The following is a 15,805-nucleotide window of genomic DNA, read 5'->3' on the forward strand; positions in this document are numbered from 1 at the left end:
TGTTCGCCTGGTCCCAGGCGCGCTCGGCCCGGCACGCGGTACAACGGGCGGACCGGGCCGTCCTGGTCGCCGAGGAGGCGAACCGCCTCGCCGAGCAGGCGAACCGCGCCGCCGAGCACGCCAACCGCCAGGTCGCCGATCTGCAGAAGCGCACCCAGCTCGACCAGCTCCGCGCCGTACTGCGCCAGGCCGCGACCGAGGCGTACGCGCCGGGGCTGAACCAGCTGCGCTGGGAAAGCGCCTACCGCACCGAGGTCCAGGCTTCGCTGGCCGGCCTGCACGCCGAACTCCCGTTGTGCGCCGCCCTGCTGAGCACCCCGCTGCCCAGCGCGCAAGCGCTCGCGCACGCCGTCGAGGAGACGGCGAGGATCGCCGAGACCACCGAGGTGTCCGCCGCGTGACCACGACTTTGGGCGACCGTCCCGCCGACGACCCGGCCTGGAGTGCGCCCGAACGCCGGTTCCGCTCCGAACAGTTCGCTCTGCAAAGGCAGTTCGCCCCGCAGCGCGTGCCGCTCCTCGCACGCTCGTACGTCATCGATACGCTGCTCCCGATCATCCGGGACATGCGGGCCTCCGGTCAGGGCGGCCTGCTGTCGGTCGTCGCGGAAGCGGGATCCGGCAAGACCGTCCTGCTCGGCCACCTGTTCCAGCTGCTGTGCGACAGCGACAGCGTCAACCCGGGCGCAGGCGCGAACACCGGCGAGGACCCGCACGGACGCCGGCTCCCCGCCGTCCTCGTCCGCTGCGACCAGGTCGTTCTCCCCGACACTCAACCTGCCGTGCCCGTACCCCGCCCGGGTGACCCGCTCCACCCCGCGTCCCCCACCACCGTCCTCGACCACGCCTTCGGTGCGGCAGCCGGGTCGGGCCTGCTCACAGCGGCGATCCAGCAGTACGCGGGTGAGCGGCCCGTACTCCTCCTGGACACCCTCGACCTGCTGCTGTCGCCCCGCTGGAGCAAGGCGCTGAGTTCGTACCTCTCCGAGCTGGTCGACATCGGCATCACCGTGGTGCTGACCTGTCGTCCGCGTGACTACGAGGACCACGCGAACGGTCTGATCCCGGCCGTACAGGCGAACAGGCGGATGGCGGTCCACAAGGACGTGCCCGCCCTGGACGAGGGCGAGATCGTCGACTTCACCCGGCAGTTCCTCGCCGACCGCGGTATCCGGCCGGCCGTCGGTGAGGAGGAATTCGGCGAGCGCCTCATCACGCTGTCCGCCGGTGGCGCCCACGTCCGGCTGCGGCGGCTGCTCAGCAGCCCCCTGCTCCTCGCCATGGTGTGCGAGGTCTTCGGTGAGACCGGAGGGCACGTCCCACAGGACCTGACCACCAGCGGCCTGTACGCCAGGTACTGGGAGGAGAAGGTCTCCCGTACCCGGCTCACCGGCTCCGGCGACGCGTCGGACCAGCGGATCGAGGACAAGGAGGCGCTCTGCCGGCGCATGGCGGCCTTTCTCTGGGGCGCCTCCCGCTCCCGCTTGCGTTTCCACGACCGCGTTCCCGCGGCACAGCTGACCGGAAGCGCGTCCGGCACCGGAGCCGGCCGGATCCGGGCAGCGCTCCGGGAGCTGTGCGACGACGGCTTCCTGAACACCGTCGAGCGCGGCCAGGTCGTCGAGTTCCGCCACCAGACCCTCGCCGAGTACGCCGTGGCCCAGTGGCTGGTGGAACTCGACGACGAACGGCGGGAGTTCTACGAGGAACTGCGCGACCACCCCACGGAGCGCGGCTTTGCGCTGCCCGTGCTCCGCCACCTGGTCGGCATGGAGGACACCCTCCACCAGCTCGAGGACGTCTTTCCCCTGCTGCCCCTCGGCGACTTCGGAGTCTTCCGCAACACCGCGTTCGCCGTGGCGAACTGCGGCAACGAAAGCTACATCACCACGTTGGCGACCGAGGCCACGAGCCGGATCGACCAGCGGCTGCACTCGCTCTGGGAAGCCCTGGAAACCGTCGCCGGACACGGCCTCACCGCGGCACGGGAGGCCGCCCTGGGAGGGCTGGGCGAACTGCCGCACACCCGGACCGCCGAAGCGGGCGGCCTGTTCGGACTGCTGGCCGTCCGCCGTGACCGCGGCGAGGACACCGTCGATCTCGCGCGGGGCATCCGTGCCGTCCACGACCGGCGGGCGGACTGGCCGCCCGCCGGGGACACCGTCGTCCGGCAGCCCGACGAGGTGCTCCAGCTGATGCTGGAACCGGCACTGGCGGTCGGCCTGCCGGTCTCCGCCGCCACCGTCCACGCGGTCAAGGACGACTTCGCACGGGCCGGACGCAAGACCCGCGAGGAATACATCAGGCTGCTCCTCGCGCCCGGCACACCCGCCGCGCACACGGACATGTTCCTGCGCTTCCTCTGGGAACTGCCACCGACGGTCCATGTCCCACGCGCGGCGGGCGCGGAGTTCGTCACCCGCGCCATGCTCGGCACGGGCTCCGCCCCCGAGGCCGTACTCGACGCGTTGCTCACCGACCACGAGAGCTGTCCCGACGACCGACTTGCGCACCACTCGGCGGTACGGCTCGTCACCGGTCATCCCCGGCTGCGCGACCGGCTGTGGCCCCATCTCGACCCCACGGCCGGGTCCGCCAAGGCCCGGTTCCGCGCGGCCACGGTGGTGGGAGACCTCTGCGCCGACCCGGCCGTCGCCTCGGACACGTACACCCGGCTGATCCGCATGGACCTTGCCACCCGCACAGACGGCGAACCGCATACGAAGGGTGCGCCGCGTGGTGACGGCGACGCAGCCGCCGTGCTCTACGGACTCGGCCGCCGCCTCCGGCCCGCCCTCCCCTCACCGGACGAACAAGCCGAGCTGGACCGGTGGCTGGCCCGGAACACTCCACCGTCACGCCGCCGACGGACCGCCCCGAAGCACGGCTCGCGCGACGTGCCCGACCGCGAGGCCGTGCGTGACCTGGCCCTGGACGAGCTGGTACGGGTCGCCGCCGACGAGGCGCACGACGCCACCGCCCGACAGGCGACCGGGGCCCTCCGCGCTGCCTCGCGGCAGGGTGCCCTGCTCACCGCCGACCAGTGGCGCACGCTCCTGGCCTCCCGCTGGTCCGGCACCCGCCGTGCGACGGTCACCATGCTCGACACCTTGCTGCGCGCACAGGACCCCGCCGCAGGCCTGGTCGCGCCCGCCCTCCTGACCTGCACCGGCGCCGATGCGACACCGGGCGAACGGCAGACGCTCTACACGGCGCTCGACAGCTGGCTGCGCGGCTACCCCGAGTCAGCACAGCCGCACCTCGGGCCGCTCCGGAAGATGCTGAACGAGGCCGCCGGGAACGGCGACTGCGAGGGCGAACCCGCCAAAGCATGGGTGGCGCTCACCAGGACCTGCTTCGAATCGGTCTTGAAGGCATCCGAGGAGCGCCGCGTGGACGAGGCCCGCGCAGTGTTCGGGGTGTACGGCGTGGCCGCCGCGTCCGGCGCACTCCCCGTCCGCGGGCCGGCCGCGTCCCTGGGTGTCAAACTCCTGGTACGTGCGGTGAACCACGGCATCACCACACCGGAGGAGCTGGCCCGGATGGCACGCTCGTGGCGGTGCGGCGGCCAGTGCACCGCGGTCGGGGCGATCGCCCAGACAGCGGGCGGCGGTGCCTGGAGCCCGCTCCTGCGTGAACTCCTCGACGCCGGCGTACTGTGCCGCGAAGCGGAGGCCGATCTGGTACGCCTGCGCGAAGCCGACTGACGGACACCGCCCGCCCGCGCAGGTGGTCTCTGCGACGCGCATGGCTGTTGGGGGACCTCTGCGTCGGCTCCCGTCGGGGGAGCGGACCGCGGCGCCGTTGGTGGCGATGACGGCATGCGGCCCGGTGCCCTCCAGCAGCGTCGGCACGTCCGCGGAGGGCGACCTGGTCGTCGCCCCGTTCGCGGTCCCGGCCGGCACCTGCCGGTTCTGCCGCGAGGGCCTGCACACCTCCTGCGAGCACGGCACCTTCTGGGACACGCCGCCCGGCGAGGGCGGCCGGGACGAAGCCGTCCGCGTCCCGCTCGCCGACGCGCCCGGCGACGGCGCCCCGTGGCTCGACGCCTGGTTCCATACGCCGGACCCGAACTGGGCGAGGAGGCCGCATGGGCGTCGCATCGGGTGCCGCATCCCGTCCGGGATGCGGCACCCGATGCGCGTACGGGGCGGGCCTCAGCCCTTCAGGCCCGACCGGGAGACGCCCTCGATGACCCAGCGCTGGGCCACGACGTACAGCAGCAGCACGGGGACGCTGGCGATGACGGCGCCGGCCATCAGCAGGTCGTAGTGGATGTTGTTGGCGCCCTGGAAGTTCGCCAGACCGGTGGGCAGGGTCAGCGAGTCCGGGCTGAGCAGGACGTACAACGGCCACAGGAAGTCGTTCCAGTTGGCCAGGAACGACAGCAGACCCAGGGTGGCCAGGGCCGGCTTGGTCAGCGGCAGGACCACCCTGACGAAGATCTGCCACCGGTTGCAGCCGTCGATCTCCGCCGCCTCCTCCAGCTCGCCCGGCAGCGTCAGGAAGAACTGCCGCAGGAAGAACACGCCGAAGGCGCTCGCCGCCCCGGGCACGATCACCGCCGGCAGGCTGTCCACCCAGGCGAACTCGTTCACGATCAGGAAGTTGGGGATCAGCAGGACCATCGGCGGCACGAACAGCGTGGCCACGACAGCGGTGAAGATCACCGTACGGCCCCGGAAGCGCATCCGGGCCAGGGCGTACGCCGCCGGGGTCGCCGTGGCCAGCACCAGGGCGGTGTGCGCGGTCGCGGCGAGGACGCTGTTGAGCAGCCAGCGCAGCACGGGACTGTCGGTGGCTGTGAGGACCGTGCTGTAGGCGTCCGCGGTGGCCGGTGACGGGATCCACCGCGGCGTGGCGGATCCGGCGTCGGAGCCGGTCTTGAACGAGGTGGCCAGCATGTACAGCAGTGGGCTCAGATACAGCGCCGCGACCACGGCAAGGATCAGGTGCAGCAGGGAGCGCCGCAGCCGCCGCCGGGCGACGATCGCGGGGGCACCGCCGGAAGCGGACGCCTTCCCCACCGTGCCCGGTCCCGCGGCGGGTGCGGTGTGCGGGGTCTGCTGGACGTGCATCTCGGTCATCGGTCCTCCTGCCGCTCGCGGAAGATGCGGAAGACCACGGCACTGGCCGCCATGAGCGCGAGGGCGAGCAGGAAGCTCATCGCCGACGCCGAGCCCATCTCGAAGCGCCGCAGGCCGGTCTCGGCGATCAGGTAGATCGCGGTCTTGGTCTCGTCGGCCGGCGCTCCCGCGGTGATCAGATAGGACTGGCCGAACATGTTGGCCGACGCCAGCAGTGTGGAGTTGACCACGAAGAGCGCGACGGGCCGCAGTCCGGGCAGGGTGACGTGGCGGAACCGCTGCCAGGCGTTCGCCCCGTCCACCCGGGCCGACTCGTAGAGCTCGGCGGGGATGTCCTGGAGACCGGCGAGGTAGATGACGGCGTTGAAGCCCAGCGTCCACCACACGGTGACGAGCACCAGAGCCCACCAGGCGGCCGGGGTGTCGGTGGTCCACTGGATGTCGTCGGGCAGCCCGAGGACTCCGAGGTAGTGGTTGACCAGGCCGATGTTGCCGTCGAGCAGAAAGCGCCACAGCAGGCCGACCACGGCGACGCCCAGGACGTACGGAGCGAAGTAGACCGCCCGGTACAGGTTGCGGCCGCGGAACTTCCCGTTCATGAGCAGGGCCACCAGCAGCGGCACCACGAGCAGGAGGGGCACGGACATCGCCGTGAAGACGCCGGTGGCCCGCATCGCCTGCCAGAACCTGGGCCCGTCCACGCCGTTCGGGTCGAACAGCTCCTGGTAATTGTCCAGGCCGACGAACGGTTTGACGGGCACGTTGATGTCCCAGGCGTGCAGACTGATCCACAGCCCGTAGACGATGGGGGCCGCCACGAAGGTGAGGAAGAGCACCAGATAGGGCGCCATGAACACGTAGGGGGTCCACCACTGGTGGCGCACGGTCCGGGACGGCGCGTCGCCCCGGGTCCGTCGATCCAGTGTGGTGGACGGCCCGGCTTTCAGCCGCTGAACCACCGGGGCCGCCTCACTTCGCGTACTTCTGCTTGTTCTCGGCCAGGACCTTGTTCGCGGTCCGCACCCCCTCGTCGAGCGCTTCGGCCGGTGACTTCCTGCCCAGCACGGCCTGCTGCACGGCCAGTTCCAGCGCCTTGGTCTGCACGTCACCGAGGCCGGGCAGGGCGGGCAGGAAGCGGAAGACGTCCACGTCCGCGGCGAGCGGGACCTGCTGCAGCCGGGCGACCTCCGGCTCGGCGCGCACGCTGTTGCGGGCGGGAATCATTCCGGCCTTGGCCCACTCGGTGGAGCGGGCGCTCATGTAGTCGATGAAGAACTTGGCGGCCTGCGCCTTGTTCTTGTCCCGGGTGGCCTGCGAGGTGACCACGAAATTGTGGCTGGCGGTCCACACGGCGTCGGTGCCGCCGATGTTCGGCACCGGTGACATCCGCCAGGGGACGCTCCTGGCGGTCTCCTTCAGGTCGTTGATCTGCCAGATGCCGTCCCAGGTGAAGCTGACCTTGTTGTTCTTGAAGGCGTTGTACTGGGCGTCCTGCGCGACCTGACCGGGGCTGTGTCCCTTGCGTATCTGCTCCACCATCCAGTTCAGGGCCTCCTCGCCGGCGTCGGAGCCCCACAGCGCCTTGGTGCCCTCCTCGTTGTACAGCTCGCCGCCGAACTGCCACACCAGGGTCATGAACATCAGGTGCGCGGGCCACTTGTTGGGCATCCAGAACGGGTGGGTGACGCGGGCGCCCTCCAACTCGCGCAGCGCGCTCTCGAAGCCCTCGCGGTCCCGCGGGGCCTCCTGCAGGCCGGCCTTCTCCAGGTGGCGGGCGTTCCAGTAGTCGGCCAGGCAGTGCACGTCGAGCGGCACGCTGTAGCGCTTGCCCCCGTAGACGCCGGCCTGCCAGACGGCGGGAATGAAGTCGGACTCGCTCAGCCCGAGGGCGGAGACGACGTCGTCCAGCGGTACGAGGGTGCGGCGCGCGGCGAAGGTGGCGACCTGGTCGTTGTGCAGGACCGCGACGTCCGGCCCCTTGTCGGCGGCGATCGCGGTGGGCAGCGCGGGGTAGAGGTCGGCCCACTGGCGGGTGGTGTTCTCGACCTTGATGCGGCCGGCGTAGCGTTTGTTGAACGAGGCGAGCATGGCCCGCATGTAGGGGCCGTCACCGCCGGTGAAGCCGTTCCAGTACTCCAGGGTGACCTTGGGACCCTGGTACTCGCCGCCGCTGAAGGCCGGCGCCGAGTCCCCGCCCTCCTGCGCACCGAGCTTGGTGCCGCCGCTGCAGGCGGTGAGCAGTCCGGCGGCGGTTGCGGCCGACGCGCCGAGCAGGGCTCTGCGGGAGGGGTGGCCGGGGGAGGTGACGGTAGTCATTCTGGTGCTCCTCGGGTGTGAGCCCGTGCCGGGCTCGAGGACGGGTCGGTTCGCGGTCAGCGCGTGGCCAGGCGGATCATGGTCCAGGACACGGGGGGCAGTTCGACGGTGAGCCCGCCGTCCCCGGCCTCGGTGCCCGCGATTCGACGGGGGCGGACCCGGTCGGGCCGGTCGGCGGTGTTGGACGCCGCGGCGTCGGTGTCGTGCAGCAGCAGGTGCTCCTCCACCCTGGCCGCGGGAAAGGCCCGCAGATCGGCGGTGAGGGTGAGGGGGTGCGCACGGTCCCGGTTCACGGCGAACAGCACCACCTCTCCGGTGCCCTCGTCGTGGGTGGCCGTGGCCCAGAGGGCGGGCACCTCGCCGTACTTGGCGGTGTCGACCAGCGGGGAGTCCGGTTCGACGCGCAGGACGGTGCCGCGCGCGTGCCGGGCCGTCCGGGCGAAGGGATGGAAGATCGTCTGTCGCCAGGCCGGGCCCTCGGGCCGGGTCATGACGGGTGCGATCACGTTCGCCAGCTGGGCCTGGCAGGCCGCCCCCACCCGGTCGGCGTGCCGCAGCAGGGTGATCAGCAGGCTGCCCACGACGACGGCGTCGGTGACGTCGTACTCGTCCTCGATCAGCTCCGGGGCGGGGCGCCAGTCCAGTGAGTCCTCGCCGCCGAACCGGCTCTGGTACCAGACGTTCCACTCGTCGAAGGAGAGCCTGATCCTCTTGTTGCTGCGCAGCTTCGCGCCGACGTGGTCGGCAGTGGCCGTGATGGACGCGATCATCCGGTCCATCTCGGCGGCGCTGGCCAGGAAGGAGTCGGTGTCCCCGTCGGTGGGCTCGTAGTAGGCGTGCAGGGAGACGTAGTCGACGAAGTCGTAGGTGTGCTCCAGCACCGTCGCCTCCCAGGAGGCGAACGTGTCGATGTGGGCGTTGGAGCTGCCGCAGGCCACCAGTTCCAGCGAGGGGTCGAAGCGCTTCATGGCGCGGGCGGTCTCGGCGGCGATCCGGCCGTACTCGTGTGCCGTCTTGTGCCCCATCTGCCAGGGGCCGTCGAGTTCGTTGCCCAGGCACCACATGCGCACGTCGTGGGGCTTGTCCACACCGTGCGAGCGGCGCAGCTCGGACAGTGCCGTGCCGGCCGGGTAGTTGGTGTACTCCAGCAGGTCCAGTGCCTCTGCGGTGCCGCGGGTGCCGAGGTTGACGGCCATCATGGGTTCGACGCCGGCCTTGCCGGCCCAGGCCATGAACTCGTTGAGGCCGAAGGCGTTCGACTCCACGCTGCGCCAGGCCAGGTCGAGCCGGCGGGGGCGCGTCTCGCGGGGGCCGACGCCGTCCTCCCAGCGGTGGTTGGAGACGAAGTTGCCGCCCGGGTAGCGCACGACGGTGACACCGAGTTCGCGCACCAGGTCCAGTACGTCGGTGCGGAAGCCGTCCTCGTCGGCGGTGGGGTGGCCGGGCTCGTAGATCCCGGTGTAGACGCATCTGCCCATGTGCTCGACGAACGAGCCGAACAGTCGTCGGTCGACGGTCCCGACCCGGAAGGCCGGATCCAGGGTGAGGCGGGCCGTGGGCATGGAATCGGGCTCCCTGAAAGTTCTCACGGACCAGTGACGCGCGGTGCGACCGGCGAGCCGTGACGCACGTCACCGATGGGCGGGCAACGGCGGTTCCTTCCGATGGCCGGGGAGGCACGGGCCGCCGTTGCCCGTTACGATTACATCGTTGAAACAGCGTCGTAAATAGGCAGCGGCCAGGTTCTTCGATTTGTGTCCGTCCTCGGCGCGACGGGCCCGCGTGCCCCGTCCGCGGCCGGGTGTGCGACGGTGAGGCGTGTCACGGGGCAGAAGCACCCCACGGGGTGCGATGGAGGTGAACAGGTGGGGGCGAGTCTGAAGGACGTCGCGGCACTGGCCGGCGTGTCCGTGAAGACGGTGTCCAACGTCGTCAACGGCTACACGTACGTGTCACCGCCGACGCGCGAGAAGGTGGAGCGGGCACTCGCCGAGCTCGACTACCGGCCGAACCTCTCGGCGCGCAACCTGCGGCAGGGGCGCACCGGTGTCATCGCCCTGGCCCTGCCCGAACTGGACGCCCCGTACTTCGCCGAGCTCAGCCGCTTCGTGATCGAGGCCGCCTCCGACCGCGGCTGGACCGTCCTGATCGAGCAGACCGACGGGCGGCCCGAGCGCGAGCGGGAGGTCCTGGACGGCGTGCGGGAGCAGCGCATCGACGGCCTGATCTTCAGCCCGATCGCCGTGGGACGCGAGGAACTGGCCGCCCGCACCGACACCACGGCGCTGGTCCTGCTCGGCGAGCGCGTGCTGGACGGCCCGACCCACCACGTGGCCATCGACAACCAGCGCGCCGCCCGTGAGGTCACCGAGCACCTGCTCGCCTGCGGTCACACCCGGATCGGCGCCATCGGCCGGCAGGACAATCCCAGCGCGAACACCGCGCATCTGCGTCTCGCCGGGTACCGCGAAGCCCTCGAGGCCGCGGGCATCAGCTACGACGAGCGCCTCGCTCCGCCGACCGCGTCGTACCACCGAGCCGACGGCGCCCACCTCATGCGGCACCTGCTGGACCTGCCGCAGCCTCCTCAGGCGGTCTTCTGCTTCAACGACCTGCTGGCCCTCGGCGCGCTGCGCACCGCGCTGTCCTCGGGCCTGGAGGTCCCGGACGACATCGCCATCGCCGGTTTCGACGACATCGAGGACGGCCGCTACAGCACGCCCACCCTCACCACCGTCTCACCCGACAAGGCACAGATCGCCCAAGTCGCCGTCGAGATGCTGGACGCGCAGCTCCACGGCGTGCGGGGTGCGGGCAGGCGGCGCACGGACGCGCGGGAGGTGGCCGCGGAGTACCGGTTGCTGGTGCGGGAGAGCACCTGGGTCGGCGGGTGAGCCCACCGGCGCCGGCGGATCCCGCCGCCTCGAGCGGACGGCGGGCCCCAAAGCCGACGGCAGGGGCGGGCAGGACATTCACCGGGACGGACCGGGGGCGCGGGGGAGAGACGGCCGGGAGCCGCGTCAGCGACGCGAAGTGGTGCGCTTGGGCGGTGCTATGCGGATCCGCTTCTCCACGGGCGCGCTCTCGATGTCGTCGAGCTGCGCGACGATCGTGCCGCGCAGGTCGTCGTAGTCCTCGAAGGAGTGGTCGTTGAAGAGGGTGTAGCCCGTCCACATCAGGTTGGCGCACACCCGCGCCGGCACCCGGCCGGTCTGCGCGCCCATGCCGACCAGCGCCACCGAGCGGATGCTTCCGGGCGCCTTCCTGTTCTGCTGGTGGACCGCCTGGAACGCGGCGGCGCAGGCCAGGGCCACGTTCAGGGTCTCGCTGACGTTCTGCGACGAAGTCTCCATCGTCGGCGTCGAGATCAGAAACCTCGGCTTGACCGCCCCGGACGGAACGCACACCGCGCTGCCCACCGGGAGCCGTCTCGCGAACTGGCTGCGGATCGCCCTCTGCACCCGCAGCTGGATGCCCGCGCCGAGGTACCGCTTGATGACCGCGTCGACGCCGCCGTCCATCCGCCCCCGGGAGTTGGTGGGACTGACCCAGGCGTCGACGTCCTCGTCGACGATCGAGCCCTTGCGGATCTCGATCCCGGGGGTGTCGGCGAAGGCCGCTCGCCACGCCTGCACCACTGCGGTGTTGATGTCGGTCAGTACCACCCTGAGCGGCGACTGCGCGCGGTCTGTGGACATGGTTCACTCCGATCGGGAACGATCACTCAACTGATCGGGACGCTATCGCGCCCCACTGACAGAGCCCCCGGCCCCGACCCGGCGCCTCCACGAACCGAGGGGGACTGTCAGTGGGTCGGCATATCCTCGCGGACACTTCGCCAACAAGGCGTTGCACCAGCACAGTTGACCCTTCGGAGCCCTTCCGCCATGAGCGATGCCCGCACGCCCGCCACGCCCGACCCGAACGACCCGCTGGCCCTTGCGGAACTGTTCCAGGGAGGCGGTGAACCGTGGCTCCCGCTGCTGCGACCGGTCATCGAGGCGCAGCCCGACGCGGCAGCGTTCATCGGCCCGGACCGCAGCCCGGAGGTCGTCCCCGTCCGCGAACTGACCTTCCAGGCGCTCAAGCCCAACGCGCCGCACAAGTGGAAGGTCGTCATCTTCGGCCAGAACCCGTACCCGCGGCCGGAGAGCGCCACCGGCATCGCCATGTTCGACAACACCTTCCACGACTGGAAGGACAGCCAGTTCGGCAGGGTCGTCAGCATCCGCTGCATCATCAAGGCGGCGGCGATGTGGAAGTACGGCATTCCCAAGAAGACCCCGATAGCCGACATCCGCGCGCTGCTGAAGAAGCAGGACACCGTCCAGCCGCCCGAGTGGTTCCAGGCGATGCTCACACAGGGCGTGCTGCTGCTGAACGCGGCGCTGACGGCCAGCAGCGACGGGGCGGTCGGCACGGACCGGCACACCAGGTTCTGGCGACCGGTCGCCGAGCGGATCGTCGAGGAGATCCTCAAGGCCAAGCAGAACGCCGACGAAGAGGACCGCGGAGTCGTCTTCGCGTGGTGGGGGGCGCACGCGCGCAGCCTGAAGAAGGTCGTTCTCGAGCTGCAGAAGAAGTATCCCGAGGTCGAGGTCCGGCACATCGACCACGCCAACCCCGCGGCGCAGGGGGACATCTTCTGCGACGGAGACCACTTCGGGATGGTCAACGACGCCCTCGCGTCGCTGGGCGCCGACCAGATCGACTGGCTGCCGAGCACCGGCTGGAACAAGCTCCCGGCGCAGACCGGCGGCACCGACGACGACATCGCCGACCGTATGGGCGCGTTCATCGCGTCCACCATGGAGCTGCACCAGCTCTACCTCGACCGGCTCTCCGGCGTCAGGGACGAAGGGCTCGTCCTTCCCCCGGTCACGGGCGTGTTCGACACCCCGCTCATGGACTTCCGCGAAGCCGTCGCCCCGGTCGCCGCGCTGCTGCCCGGGCTGGACCGGCACGTCGACCGGTCGCACGAGGTCGGCAAGCGGAGAGCGGACGAAGCGTCCCGCGGCCTGTCCGCCGACGCGATCGCCGCCCTCTACCTCTACACCTGCGAGTCCGCGTTCTACCGGGAGATCAACGCCGTCCTGCGCTCCCCGGACCGGACCGGACTCGTCCCGTACCTGCCGTATCTGCGGCTGCTGTTCTCGGCGGTGTCGCACCTCCCCGTCCGGACCGAGCCGTTGTGGCGCGGAGTGTCACTGGACCTGCGTGCGCAGTACCCGCTCGGGCGGACCGTGACCTGGTGGGGCGTGTCCTCGTGCACGTCCGAGCTGGGCGTGGCGAAGGCGTTCCTCGGCAGCCGCGGCAAGCGGACGCTGTTCGAGGTGGTTCCCGCCCGGGCCGTGGGCATCCGCGACTTCTCGGCGTTCACCGGTGAGGAAGAGTTCATCCTCCTGCCCGGCACCCAGCTGAAGGTGACGGATGTCAAGGCCGGGCGCGGCGGCCTGTGCACCGTCAGGCTCACGGAACTGGAGGAGCAGCCCCTGGTGTCCTGAGGTGTGCACTGCGCACTGACCGGACAGGGGAAATGGCTTCGCTGTGGGCCTGGAGACACGGAACGACCAGGGTGAGCCGCTCGCCGACCGCCTGCTGTGGACCGGAGTCAGCGGCCGGCGCCCATCCTCCTGCGGGACGGCTCTGACCGACTTGGAGCTCGACGGTGGGTCCTTCACACCCGTGCCCGCATACGCCCGGCCCGTGGGGGAGCGATGGCTCGCCGGGCCGCCGGACACCCGGAGTGCCTGGGCCGCCCTCGACACCCGGTGCCGGGGGCCTGGCTCGACCTGGTCCAAGGGCGGATCCGCCGGCGCACCGACCCCGACCGGCCGGCCGGTCATGCCCACGAACTCGACGGCCGGCACATCACCGACGAGCCGGGCCTCTCCCTCGCGCTCGGCGAGGCCGTGAACGGGCCGGGCGGCTGCTTCGGCGGCTGCCTGGCCGCCCTGGACGACTGCCTGCGCGGTACCTTCGGCCACACGGCCCCCGCAACTCCGCTCTGGCGGGACGCCGCAACGGCACGCGAGCACCTGTCCCGGGCCCTGACACCGGACGGCCAGTCCTACGACCTGTTCGCCGAGGTCCTGGATGTCCTGGCCGGTGGCGGCATGCACGTCACCCCGGCGTGAACCGCCCTCGCCCACCGGCCACCGCCCCTCTCCCGCGGCCGACTCCATGGAGGCTCCGCCCACGCGGCAGAGCGACGAAGCCGCGGCGCTGCGGGTCTTGAACGGGGCGGGCGGCGCGTAAGTCCGCGAAGACGTCCGCCAGTTCAGCACAGGTCATGGAGGCCGGCGCCATGGGCCGGGCTGAGGCCGGTCAGCCGGCCATGACAGGTTCGCGCCCCCCGCGCCGCGGCTCGGCACGCCGATCGGCGCGCCATCGGGGTCGGATGTGCGACGGATGGCGGGTGACCCTGCGGGCGGTGATCGTGAGGATTACCGGTACGGGCCCGGACCCGAAGCGTTCATCCCTCCGGCCGGGTGAGCCGTGGACGTCGAACACCACGGTGAAGAGCGAGCCCTTTGTTGCCACATCCTTGACCACGGAAGGACACGTGTCTTGAAGATGCGACTGGTGTTATGTGCGGGCGTGGCCGCGCTGATCGTGAGTGCGGGCACGGTGACGGCGGTTCCCGCGGCCGACGAGACCGGGACCGTACCGGCCGGCGGCACGAGCCCGGCGACCGGCTTCGATCCCGCGGGGCTGGAGTCCGCCATGGACGCCGTCCACCACGCAGGGATGCCGGGGGTGTACGCCGAGGTGCGCGATGCCGGCCGGACATGGCGCGGCGCTTCCGGAGTCGCCGACGTCAGGACCGGCCGTCCCGTCCGGCCCGACATGCGGCAGCGCATCGGCAGCATCACCAAGACCTTCACCGCCGCCGCGATCATGCAACAGGTCGAGCAGGGCCGGATCCGGCTCGATGCGCCGATCGGCGGCTATCTGCCGCGGCTGGTGCCGGGGGAGCGCGGCAGGAAGATCACGGTCCGGATGCTGCTCAACCACACCAGCGGCATCGCCGAGTACATCCCCTACGCGTTCCCGTCCCTCCAGGGGTTCCCTTCCGGGCCGGACGTCTCGGCCAAGAGCCTGGACGACAACCGGTTCAGGAAGTTCCGTCCCGCCGAGCTGATCGAGATGGGCCTCTCGGCGCCTCCCACCGGCGAGCCCGGAGGCCCGACGGGGATGTACTCCAACACCAACTACGAGATCCTCGGCCAACTCCTGGAACACGTCACCGGCACCACGGCCGAGGAGTACATCACCCGGAACGTCATCGAGCGTGCCGGGCTCCGGCACACCGGGTTTCCGGACGGGCCGCGTATCAAGGGCCCGCACTCGCGGATGTACGAGGCGTTGTGGGGTCTGATCGACCCGCCGCGCGACTACAGCGTCTACAACATGTCCTGGGTGACGATGGGTGCCGGTCTGGTGTCGACCATGGAGGACCTCAACCGTTTCTACGGCATGCTGCTCGACGGCAAGATCGTCAACCGGTCGTCCCTGGCACAGATGCAGCGCACGCTCCCGGTCCGCGCCCTGGACGGCACGACGACCGAGTACGGCCTCGGTCTGCACAAGGTCACCATGCCCGGGTGCGGCACCTTCTGGGGCCACGACGGCACGGCCTGGGGAGCGGGCACGGTGTCCCTGACCCGGGCCGACGGCAAGCGGCAGATGTCCGTCGCGATCAACCTCATGAGGTGGAACAGGGTTGACGCCTCGGGGACGCCGCGGCACCACCCCATCGACGACGCCCTGTCGACGCTGCACCGGCAAGCGATGTGCGGCAAGGGAAGCACGGCCCCGGCATCCGTCCCGTAGCCGGGTTCCTCGACCGCCGGGATGGTGCGGCCGTGATCAGGGCCGCACCACCCCGGTGGGAGGCGTACAGCCCCGCCGCAACGCCGCTGCCACCACGACGTCGCCACGGAGCCCCCGAGGAAACAGTGGCCAGATACTCAGCAGCCATGTGCTGTATTCCTCATGAGTTCAGCTGAGAGCGCCACGACGGGGTTCCCGGTGTCCCGACGCTGGAGGACCCCTTCACCGGCTAGGCCGTTTCTTACGAACCAGCCGGACCTCCGGTAACGTCCGCTCCGTGACCGCCCTCGACGCCCTCGTCCGCCTCTGCCCGCCGCCCGCTGCCCCGCCACCCGCGGTGGACTGGGCGACGGCCGAGCGTGCCCTCGGCACTGCTCTGCCCTTCGACTACAAGCAGCTCGTCGAGACGTACGGCGACGGGGTCTTCGACGAGACGATCCGGCTGCTCGTTCCCGACTCCGCGTACGACGACTGCGACCTGCACGCGCAGACCGCGGAACGGGACGAAGTCCTGGCCGAGTTGTGGGACGCGGGCGAGGAGAAGCCGGCCGGCCTCCTGGAGCCGGG

At 70.9% G+C, this 15,805-nt stretch carries 11 protein-coding genes and 2 pseudogenes; 8 read left to right on the top strand and 5 right to left on the bottom strand.

Going from position 1 to position 15,805, the window contains the following annotated elements:
* The 3 genes from RIM90_RS24895 to RIM90_RS31615 form a co-directional block, all read left to right on the top strand.
* The coding region (locus RIM90_RS24895; protein WP_309062993.1) for a hypothetical protein at window positions 1-401 on the top strand (401 nt) is incomplete at its 5' end.
* The gene (locus RIM90_RS24900) at window positions 398-3,706 is read left to right on the top strand and encodes a hypothetical protein (protein WP_309062994.1); all 3,309 of its coding nucleotides are present in this window, start codon (window positions 398-400) and stop codon (window positions 3,704-3,706) included. The genes RIM90_RS24895 and RIM90_RS24900, both read left to right, overlap by 4 nt.
* 124 nt (window positions 3,707-3,830) lie before the next feature.
* Window positions 3,831-4,271 (top strand): hypothetical protein, encoded by a 441-nt coding sequence (locus RIM90_RS31615; protein ID WP_375165541.1) that lies wholly within the window; start codon window positions 3,831-3,833, stop codon window positions 4,269-4,271.
* Here RIM90_RS31615 and RIM90_RS24910 read toward each other — a convergent pair.
* From RIM90_RS24910 to RIM90_RS24925, 4 genes are all read right to left on the bottom strand, one after another.
* Entirely contained in the window at window positions 4,157-5,086 is a 930-nt protein-coding gene (locus RIM90_RS24910; RefSeq protein ID WP_309062995.1) for a carbohydrate ABC transporter permease, read from the bottom strand. The two genes, RIM90_RS31615 and RIM90_RS24910, sit on opposite strands and share 115 nt — an antisense overlap.
* Window positions 5,083-5,970, bottom strand: a complete 888-nt coding sequence (locus tag RIM90_RS24915; RefSeq protein ID WP_309062996.1) for a sugar ABC transporter permease — start codon at window positions 5,968-5,970, stop codon at window positions 5,083-5,085. The genes RIM90_RS24910 and RIM90_RS24915 overlap by 4 nt, the downstream gene beginning before the upstream one ends.
* An 85-nt stretch (window positions 5,971-6,055) precedes the next feature.
* Window positions 6,056-7,402 (bottom strand): ABC transporter substrate-binding protein, encoded by a 1,347-nt coding sequence (locus RIM90_RS24920; protein WP_309062997.1) that lies wholly within the window; start codon window positions 7,400-7,402, stop codon window positions 6,056-6,058.
* A 56-nt stretch (window positions 7,403-7,458) separates the two neighbouring features.
* On the bottom strand, window positions 7,459-8,964 hold the full coding sequence (locus RIM90_RS24925; RefSeq protein ID WP_309062998.1) for an alpha-N-arabinofuranosidase: 1,506 nt from the start codon (window positions 8,962-8,964) through the stop codon (window positions 7,459-7,461).
* A gap of 303 nt (window positions 8,965-9,267) precedes the next feature.
* Here RIM90_RS24925 and RIM90_RS24930 point away from each other — a divergent pair, with 303 nt between their 5' ends.
* Complete coding sequence (locus RIM90_RS24930; protein ID WP_309062999.1) at window positions 9,268-10,296, top strand: LacI family DNA-binding transcriptional regulator; 1,029 nt, start codon at window positions 9,268-9,270, stop codon at window positions 10,294-10,296.
* Between the two features lie 126 nt (window positions 10,297-10,422).
* Here the strand turns inward: RIM90_RS24930 and RIM90_RS24935 are convergent, their stop codons facing one another.
* Window positions 10,423-11,100: a macro domain-containing protein gene (locus RIM90_RS24935; protein WP_309063000.1), complete on the bottom strand. Its 678-nt coding sequence runs from the start codon at window positions 11,098-11,100 to the stop codon at window positions 10,423-10,425.
* Window positions 11,101-11,289: 189 nt separating this feature from the next.
* Between RIM90_RS24935 and RIM90_RS24940 the strand changes: the two genes are divergently transcribed.
* The 4 genes and pseudogenes from RIM90_RS24940 to RIM90_RS24955 all read left to right on the top strand — a co-directional run.
* Complete coding sequence (locus RIM90_RS24940; protein ID WP_309063001.1) at window positions 11,290-12,906, top strand: ADP-ribosyltransferase domain-containing protein; 1,617 nt, start codon at window positions 11,290-11,292, stop codon at window positions 12,904-12,906.
* A 49-nt stretch (window positions 12,907-12,955) separates the two neighbouring features.
* A pseudogene (locus tag RIM90_RS24945) lies at window positions 12,956-13,539 on the top strand (hypothetical protein); the annotation flags it as partial.
* Between the two features lie 589 nt (window positions 13,540-14,128).
* A complete protein-coding gene (locus tag RIM90_RS24950; protein WP_309063002.1) occupies window positions 14,129-15,238 on the top strand; it encodes a serine hydrolase domain-containing protein in 1,110 nt (369 codons plus the stop codon).
* 277 nt (window positions 15,239-15,515) lie between these two features.
* A pseudogene (locus RIM90_RS24955) lies at window positions 15,516-15,805 on the top strand (SMI1/KNR4 family protein); the annotation flags it as partial.

Origin of the sequence: Streptomyces sp., assembly GCF_031181555.1 — a bacterium.
Taxonomy (GTDB): Bacteria; Actinomycetota; Actinomycetes; order Streptomycetales; family Streptomycetaceae; genus Streptomyces; species Streptomyces fimbriatus.